This window comes from Oleiphilus sp. HI0123 (assembly GCF_001635315.1).
Window position 1 is genome coordinate 1 of sequence record NZ_LWGE01001788.1, and the last position, 8,517, is coordinate 8,517.

7 protein-coding genes and 1 pseudogene are annotated in these 8,517 nt (G+C 43.4%); 3 read left to right on the forward strand and 5 right to left on the reverse strand.

Going from position 1 to position 8,517, the window contains the following annotated elements; translation table 11 throughout:
* From A3761_RS24055 to A3761_RS24070, 4 genes and pseudogenes are all read right to left on the reverse strand, one after another.
* A pseudogene (locus A3761_RS24055) lies at positions 1 to 1,029 on the reverse strand (chemotaxis protein); the annotation flags it as partial.
* Positions 1,030 to 1,261: 232 nt separating this feature from the next.
* Complete coding sequence (gene dnaQ / locus A3761_RS24060; protein WP_068509354.1) at positions 1,262 to 1,960, reverse strand: DNA polymerase III subunit epsilon; 699 nt, start codon at positions 1,958 to 1,960, stop codon at positions 1,262 to 1,264.
* A complete protein-coding gene (gene rnhA / locus A3761_RS24065; RefSeq protein WP_068510651.1) occupies positions 1,957 to 2,433 on the reverse strand; it encodes a ribonuclease HI in 477 nt (158 codons plus the stop codon). The genes dnaQ and rnhA overlap by 4 nt, the downstream gene beginning before the upstream one ends.
* Positions 2,430 to 3,245 carry a class I SAM-dependent methyltransferase gene (locus A3761_RS24070; RefSeq protein WP_068552990.1) on the reverse strand — a complete coding sequence of 272 codons (816 nt, stop codon included), beginning with the start codon at positions 3,243 to 3,245 and terminating at the stop codon, positions 2,430 to 2,432. The genes rnhA and A3761_RS24070 overlap by 4 nt, the downstream gene beginning before the upstream one ends.
* Positions 3,246 to 3,357: 112 nt before the next feature.
* On the opposite strand from A3761_RS24070, the gene gloB reads away from it, so the two are divergent.
* Positions 3,358 to 4,128, forward strand: a complete 771-nt coding sequence (gene gloB, locus A3761_RS24075) for a hydroxyacylglutathione hydrolase (RefSeq protein WP_068552991.1) — start codon at positions 3,358 to 3,360, stop codon at positions 4,126 to 4,128.
* 199 nt (positions 4,129 to 4,327) lie between these two features.
* On the forward strand, positions 4,328 to 6,304 hold the full coding sequence (locus A3761_RS24080; protein ID WP_197473230.1) for a LysM peptidoglycan-binding domain-containing protein: 1,977 nt from the start codon (positions 4,328 to 4,330) through the stop codon (positions 6,302 to 6,304).
* 52 nt (positions 6,305 to 6,356) lie between these two features.
* Here the strand turns inward: A3761_RS24080 and A3761_RS24085 are convergent, their stop codons facing one another.
* A complete protein-coding gene (locus A3761_RS24085; RefSeq protein ID WP_068507828.1) occupies positions 6,357 to 7,703 on the reverse strand; it encodes a DUF5610 domain-containing protein in 1,347 nt (448 codons plus the stop codon).
* A gap of 141 nt (positions 7,704 to 7,844) precedes the next feature.
* Here A3761_RS24085 and A3761_RS24090 point away from each other — a divergent pair, with 141 nt between their 5' ends.
* Positions 7,845 to 8,327 carry an RDD family protein gene (locus tag A3761_RS24090; protein WP_068552993.1) on the forward strand — a complete coding sequence of 161 codons (483 nt, stop codon included), beginning with the start codon at positions 7,845 to 7,847 and terminating at the stop codon, positions 8,325 to 8,327.
* Positions 8,328 to 8,517 lie beyond the last annotated feature (190 nt).

An 8,517-nucleotide genomic window follows, 5' to 3' on the forward strand; every position in this document is an offset into this window, starting at 1 on the left:
ACCACGCTCAAGAATATCTAATTTTTCTTTAAGCTGAATTAGCTCTTCTTGCAATGCATTGGACAAAGACTTAAGAACATCTGCACCCGGGCCAAACAACCGCTTGCTTTCTGCCGATAAAGACTTTTCATCAAAATCCAATAGGGAAACTTTGTAGCCTTCCAGTACTGCATTCACTTGCTGAGAATAAGAACCACTAATTGCTAACAAGTAGATAAGCTCTTTATGCAAAGACTCCGGTGCCGATTTACTGGTCACCACAGTTCCAACCAATGCCATCTCACGAAGGTACTTTTCAACCTTCATAAACAAGCGCTTGCGAAGGTCATGAGTACTCATATCTTGTTCAAGCAAGGTGTCTGCGACAATATTCACTAAGGCCCAAAATTGCGCCAATGGCTCACCAGCACATAGTTTCATTGCACCTTTGGAGGCACGAGAGATTAGCCGCAACGCTATTTGCTTGTTTCGGTCACGCAATATGTCAAGCAAACCAACCTGATACATATGCCTGAAGCGCTTAGCGTGGTGTTCAAAGTCACCAAGTTTATTACTACTCGATAGGCCAAATATAGTGCTCGGGTCAAATGCCCTATCGCTGGGTAAGTCAAAAAAGTGTGACTCTGGAAAGGGTTTGGTTTTTCTGGCTATTCGAAGCTCATTGATAATCGGCAAAAGAAGCTCTGGATGATCAAGCTTCTTCTGACAAAAATATTCGGTATAACGGCGCAAGATAAAAATAGCATTACTTAGGTTTGTTAACAGGCCATTTTTGTCGTCATTTGCACCAACAGGCACTTCATTCGCTAAGGCAACAGATTCCTGACATAGCAGCACGCAGCCCTGTACCTCTACCAGCACAAAGATACCGCGCAATTGGTTCAAGTAATCGATGCAGTTCTGAAGATCTTCTCCACTGTCGCGATTTTCCTGAAATCGTTCCAGGCTTTGCTCTGCGTGTTGAATTGTTGCTTCAATTTCCGGCTGAACCAGTTCAATAGAACTTAGACTCGTAGATGACAAGGCCATAAGCTAATTCCGGTCCAAAGAGTAATTATCAAGTTTCAAAATAAAACCGCTTTAATTCTTGCATTAATACTTCTAACCAAATAACGTCTCAGTTAATGGTCAGAACATGCTCTAAATCAATTTAAAAAAATATCGTTGGTTATTAATTTATATCACAATTCCGACGCTTAACAAGTTTAGCACTGTGTGTTTTCGTAATTAGCAAAGACTAGCTCTGCTACTTATGAAACACTTATAAGTCCCAAATCACCTGGTCTGATTTCTTTCTAAGTGATTCGAGGTATTTTTCATGAGACGCAGCTTCCTCTGTATTGGCAGCCAGAACAGGTAGAGGCTTGCGTGTACCGGGTAACCTTCGAATACCTCCGGCGCCACCTTCATCTGTCTTTTCCTTATCTAGCAACAAGCTAGTCTGCCCACCACTTAGTAATAAATAAACATCAGCGAGTATTTCGGAATCCAATAAAGCCCCGTGCAGTTCACGGTGACTATTATTGATACCGTAGCGTTTACATAAAGCATCCAGATTGTTCTTTTGCCCCGGATGCTTCTCTCGCGCCATGGCTAGTGTATCTAATACACCACAGTAATTTTCTACCGGAGGGATCTTGTTGACCAAAAGGTTAAATTCGTAGTTGATAAAGCCAACGTCAAACGCCGCATTATGGATAACCAGTTCAGAACCTTTTATATACTCAAGAAATTCTTGGGCAATATCAGCAAACAAAGGCTTATCAGCTAGAAACTCATTCGTTATTCCGTGGACATCTATCGCTTCTTGCTCTACGACCCGCTCTGGATTGATATACACATGGTAGTGATTTCCTGTCAGCTTACGGTCAATCAGTTCGACACAACCAATCTCGATTATCCTGTGGCCAAGCTGAGGATTTATACCGGTGGTTTCTGTATCAAGTACGACCTGCCTCACCCTTCAACTCCATCAATCACATGAACCTTACCAATACTGTCTTTTCGAATAACCGAGTCAACTCCGAGATTGGCAAGCTGGTCAGCCATTTCATTACCTGGATCACCACTATGACCTTTCACCCAAAACCATTTTACCTCATGTGTTGCGACTTGCTCATCCAACGCTTTCCATAGCTCAACATTCTTTACTGGCTTTTTGGCTGCAGTTTTCCAGCCATTTTTCTTCCAACCTTTTATCCACTCAAGCATCCCTTTGCGCATATATTGGGAGTCGGTATGTAAGTGAACAACACTAGGTTTCTTTAAGCTTTCGAGCGCCCGAATTGCAGCAAGCAGCTCCATTCTATTGTTGGTTGTATCAAGCTCACCACCATAAATCTTTTTCTGATGCTTCCCGCTTGTTAATAATGCTCCCCAACCTCCCGGTCCAGGGTTGCCTTTACAGGCTCCATCGGTATAAATCTCTATCATTCTTCTTTATCTTTCTCGTTATAAACTGAAAAGTCTTGTTCCAAAACCCGAGTGTGCCGTGAGCTTGCCAAAGGCATTCCTACGACCTTTGCACCTCGACGCCATTTTGAGTAGGAATTGATTCGTGAACCGACCTGTTTTTGTGCCGATATCAAATAGTATGCGCCTAGGGGGACTTTTGTATTGAGCACTTTATCGAGCCACAAAAAACGCCTAAATAAACCTGCATTATTAAAAGGCAGGCCGTAGTAATGGTATTTAGTAGTTCCCACCCTAAAATCGAGCAAATTCAACCAATCTTCGATTCGCTTACCACCAATAAAACAACTATTCCAGGGTGCTTGCTGCGACCTCCCTAACAACCTCCTCACTCCCCAAGTACTGAGAGGGTTAAACCCAACTATCACCATCGTACCAGAAGACTTGAGCACCCTGGCTGCCTCTCGCAGGGTTTGATGAGGCGCACTGGAAAAATCTAGTGCATGGTGCAAGATAACAACATCTTGGGTTTCGCTTTCTAATGCCAATTCCTCAGAAGAAGAAATAATAGAGTTTTCAGGTAAGTCCGGTTCCCACTCTGGCAACACATAAAATTTATGCCCCAAGCTACTTGGGTTACCTACTGGCACCCTATGCGAGACACCTATCTCAGCCTGGTGATAGCCAAACAAGCGATGTATTTTATTTGCTATATTACGCCGTTGGTCAGCTAATAAACTACGTCCTAAAGCACTCTGAAACCACTGTTCCAGTTGCTGTTGTTTAGAACTGTTAGCCTGTGCATTTTTATCCAAATCTTGTAACCCTGACATCGCAAAGCTCCCGCAGCGTGCTCGCAACAAAGCAGACTCTATCTAAAGTAGCTTTAATTTACCCAGTATTCATTCTAAGCTATGACAAATCAACCTAAGTGAGAGTTATCATATGATAAAAGTTCATGGCATACCTGCTTTTTCAGACAATTATATCTGGTGTATATATGATGACGCGAGCATGCAGGCTGTCGTTGTTGATCCTGGCTCATTTAGTGACACTCAAGATTATTTGAATTCACAAGGGCTAGACCTAGTAGCAATTCTTATCACTCACCACCACCCTGATCACACGGGAGGCTTGGCAAAACTTAAAGATCAATATGACTGTAAAAGCTTCGGCTCATCTCACTCAAAAGTTGAAGGTATCGATGAGCAACTGTCTGAAGGCGAAGCGATCAGCTTACTTGGCTTACAATTCAAAAGCCTCGACGTTCCGGGTCATACGCTTGATCATAATGCCTACTATTGCGAACAACTAGACGCATTGTTTTGTGGGGACACACTATTCTCAGGTGGTTGCGGTCGCTTATTCGAAGGCAGTGCTGAACAAATGTATAACTCGCTTGGAAAAATCCGCTTACTACCGAAGACGACACGCATCTTCTGTGCACACGAATATACATTATCCAATCTAGATTTTGCACTGAGTCTAATGCCAGACAACCAGGCACTACAAAACTACTTAGTAGAAGCCACCGATTTGCGTAAGCGTGGCTTATCCACTATCCCCTCCACACTAAAAACAGAACTGGAGATAAACCCGTTTTTTAGAAGCAACGATCCAGCCTTAGCTTCGAATGTTAAACAACTATTCCCCAATACGAATAGCTGTGAGCCAGATATTTTTGCCGCAACAAGGCTCGCGAAAGATCAGTTCTGACCATAGTAACAACGGGTTAGCACTTACAGAGTTAAATTTGTTACTAATTATTTAGCTCCAAGCAGTTGACCCTAAAGCCCCTACTTCATAGACTGGGCGGGAAAACTTGCTTAACGCCTAACAAAATGTGTTCCTTTTCTCGCAGCAGTAAAATAGCCACCCAATCGATATGCGTCATTTTCCTCTTATAGTTCTACTTTTGCTTATTAACGCTTGCGCGAGCTTTGATTCGTCGCGCGGACAGCTTGCCCCCCCTAGCTCGGTGCCGTCAGTTTCCAGCAACACAACATCAAACAAAAGCGAACCTACCCCCGACATTGAGAGCAAGGAAAACACTCAAGTAAGCGAACAAATCTCAAATACTCAAGAAAGTGGCATTAAGCAAGCGTCAACTGCTAGTAAAGCAAAGCTCCAACCCTCCCCAGAGCACACCAGTACGACACCAGCTAGTAATTCCGACAACGAAGCACTAACAGCACCACCCTATTTAATCTCTCAAATATTTGACGAAACGGTGGAGCCAAAAGAAAAGTTTTTCGTTAGCGGCCTTTTGAGCAGCCCAGATGAAGATCTATTCAGTAGTTTTGCTCTGAATAATAAGCTTATCGACAGCGCATCTGCCGAACATAACAAACAGCAGAATCGTAACTACGAGCAATACGGTTTTATCACTCCAACTGATGAGCTGGAACAGAAAGTCAATCAGGAGCTTCAGCTTCTTCGTGATAGACCTAGCCATAACCCTGACCAAGGCGACCTGCTTGACGATATTCGAAAGCACTTTACACTCGACCTGACTCTTGACAACAAGCGCATTCAAAGCCAGTTACGCTGGTACGTAAACAACCCCAATTATCTAGACCGAACCTTTAAGCGCTCTTCACGCTATCTTCACCATGTGGTGCAAGAAGTTAAGAAACGTAAACTACCGATGGAACTAGCACTACTACCTTTTGTCGAGAGTGCCTACGATCCTTTCGCATACAGTCATGGCCGTGCTTCAGGCTTATGGCAGTTTATTCCAGGTACCGGGAAGATTTATGGTTTGCATCAAAACTGGTGGTACGATGGACGACGTGACGTATTAGCATCGACTCAAGGAGCTCTCGAATACCTGAGTTACTTAAGTAGACGATTTGACGGCAACTGGCTCCATGCTCTTGCATCTTACAACTCTGGTTCAGGCCGCGTTAGTAAGGCGATAAAGCGCAATAAAAAACTAGGAAAACCCCAAGACTTCTGGTCTTTGAAGCTTCCAAGAGAAACCCGCGCTTACGTCCCTAAACTGCTTGCTCTTGCCAAGATTGTAAAGTCGCCTGAAAAATACAACATTCAATTCCCGAAAATCGCTGATAAACCGTACTTTGAGACAGTTCAAACTGGCGGGCAGATCGATCTTGCCCAGGCAGCTACCCTGGCCGGCATCGATATAAAGGAAATATATAAACTCAACCCAGGATTCAATCAGTGGGCTAGCGCCCCCATGGGGCCTCATCGTTTATTGGTACCTATTGAGAGCGCCAAACAGTTTAAAGCCGCGCTGACTGAGCTACCTCCAGAAAAGAGGCTCAACTGGACTCGCTACAGTATAAAACGCGGTGACTCCTTAATTCGCATAGCAAAGAAATTCAACACAACTCCAGCCTTGATTAAGCAAGTCAATCAGCTGCGCTCTAACACGATCAGAGAGAAACAAAAATTACTTATCCCTGTTGCATCTGAAGGTAAAGCTTATTACAACTTAAGCCAGCATAATCGACTCAAGCGCAAGCAAGACAAAATATCCGGAAGCCAAGGCAGCAAGAAACTACGTTATAAAGTACGCTCTGGAGATACCATGTGGGATATTTCCAGAGCTCACAAAGTAGGCGTTCGCTCTCTAGCCAAGTGGAACGGCATGGCACCCACTGACCCGATTAAGCCAGGTCAGGAATTAATTATCTGGTCACTTAAGGATGTAGGTAAAGCAAGCATGCCGCTACCGTCTTTTAGAGATAAAAGGCAAATGATCAGAAAGATTGGCTATCGAGTAAGAAAAGGTGACTCGCTCGCTCGCATCGCAAGTAAGTTCAGCGTAACGATTAATGACCTAGTAAGCTGGAACAAGCTAAACAAGAAAAAATATCTACAGCCAGGACAGAAGCTAACCATCTACGTAGACATAACAGCTACTTAGGCCCCGTTACCGAGGCTAGAATTTATTTTAACCTAGGAAGCCACCTCTAAAATCATTCAGACAATAAGTACTCACTAAATTCGATAAAGTGGGAAACAGTTACCTTATCTACTGGAATCATAGACTTATCAGCGTCAGCGCTATTTTCACTTAATTCACTCATCATATCTTTCACTCTTTCAAGCGTTTCACGAATCAAGCTGACCATTGAGTCGCGCGGAGATTCAAACACTCCCATTGAATCATTCATCTGATTAAAGTGATTAACCATATCTACAATAGGTTGATACCGCTTTAGGTTTGATAAGTCATTCGTTCGACCTTCTTGTGAACTAGAAGGTGCACCATAAGTTCTTAACTCTTCCGCTACAGTCTTGGACAAGTCTAAGGAAAAGGATGCAATTTCGCTGGAATCAAACCCTACACTCATCGCTGATTCAAATGCATCCTGAAAGCGGTCTTGAAAAAATAATTCCGTTACATTACCTAGCTGCGACAATAGCTCGTTAATTGCCGTAAGCTCCGATTCATCCAGCTCCCCTTCGACACTATATTCAAACGACTTATCGCCGGACACAGCCACGCCTAGAGAGTTTCCCGAAGACTGGTAAATAGAGGCAAATGTATCACTCAAACGAATCGAGACTTTATCGCCATCCCTGGTCGTTAAGGAAAACTCGGTACTATCATGACTTGCATATTTGTACTTGGAAACAGCCTCGAAAGACTCTGGCTTAAGCTGTTGTTCATTGACTTTCTCTGGCGTAAAAAACTCGTAAACATTTAAAGCTTGCTGGGAGGTTTTAGCCTCAGTATCTACAGGAGTGTTAGTCGAAGCCGCAACTTCATTTCTAGCGCTCTGCTTGCTCCCTTCAGCTAAGCCATCTGCAGCACTCAGATGTTTTCCTTCAATATCATCTACCCCCTCATCAACCAAATGTCGAGACTGAGCTATTTCCTCCTCAAGCTTTTCATCCATCAAACCCAATGCGCTGATATCTTCTTTAGCGGATGAAAAGCCCGCCTCAATCCCTTTTCGAGCCTGACTTAATAAGTCACCAATTCTCGACTCATCCGCCCCGTTTCTGAGCTCGCTTTCAATTCGGCGTTCGACAAAACCGAGCACAGTATGAGCCACATCTGATGGAGAAGGCACTTTAAACTCAAACTGAGGTTTTTCGATAGTAATATTGAAACTAAAGTTTGTCTCTATCGAGCGGGAGAAAATTCTCCTTCCACTATCGGTACCGGCTTCTAAAAGCTGAGTTTCAACGCTTGTTTGCATACTTGCACTTAGCTTTGCAGAGCCAGTGCTTTCAGCTATCTTACTGGCATCTAGCGAGCGGTGCCGCGACAGCCCACCATCGTTTAGCTTGTCAATGTTATCTAATGCGTTCATACAAAACCCTCTAAAATCCGGTTGACCTCATAGCTATTACCGTCCGCAAAAAGATTTTCTTTAGGCATTCTTTTATAGAAAAGACATCTAAAGCAAGAATCTGTTATATTCCACGCAATTCACCAACTTAATGCGATTACTATGAATAAATTCCCCGAACCAAGCGACCAATACATGCCCGCCACACTCCTTCGGCGACTTCTTGCGTTTTTTTATGACAGTATCTTATGCATAGCTCTCACCATGACCATCACCATGATCTATATGGCGATTAGCCATAGCCTTATTGGTGCCGAAGAGTACAAGCAAATTAATGAGTCAGGCCAATCGCTTAAGGACCCACTACTATCCTCAACGCTTTTTATTTCCCTATTTCTGTTTTTTGGTTATTTCTGGACTAAAACCGGACAAACCCTTGGAATGCAGGTTTGGCATTTACGCATACAAAATGAGGACAACACATCAATCAGCTGGAACCAAGCCCTTGTCAGGTTCTTTGTCGCCGGAGTTTCCATTGCCGCATTCGGTCTTGGCTACCTTTGGGTATTCATCGATAAGAAAAATCGAACCTGGCAATGCATCGCATCTGAAAGCAAAGTTATACGAATTCCAAAGCGCAGCTAGACTCTAAATAAGTCAAACCAGCTTTCTCAGGTCAAAAAAAAGCTCTCGACATAATCGAGAGCTTTTTAGACAACAAACAAAAAATTAATCGTGAGCAGAGATAATCCAGTTTGTAGTCGACTCCATATCAGTAATAAACAACTGACCGATTGACTCACCAGTATCGCCGAATGAGATAGAGTGGATATCA

Excerpts from the sequence above, each read along its gene's own strand:
- rnhA (WP_068510651.1), bottom strand. The coding sequence starts at position 2,433 with ATGATAGAGATTTATACCGATGGAGCCTGTAAAGGCAACCCTGGACCG.
- A3761_RS24070 (WP_068552990.1), bottom strand. The coding sequence starts at position 3,245 with ATGTCAGGGTTACAAGATTTGGATAAAAATGCACAGGCTAACAGTTCT.
- gloB (WP_068552991.1), top strand. The coding sequence starts at position 3,358 with ATGATAAAAGTTCATGGCATACCTGCTTTTTCAGACAATTATATCTGG.
- A3761_RS24085 (WP_068507828.1), bottom strand. The coding sequence starts at position 7,703 with ATGAACGCATTAGATAACATTGACAAGCTAAACGATGGTGGGCTGTCG.
- A3761_RS24090 (WP_068552993.1), top strand. The coding sequence starts at position 7,845 with ATGAATAAATTCCCCGAACCAAGCGACCAATACATGCCCGCCACACTC.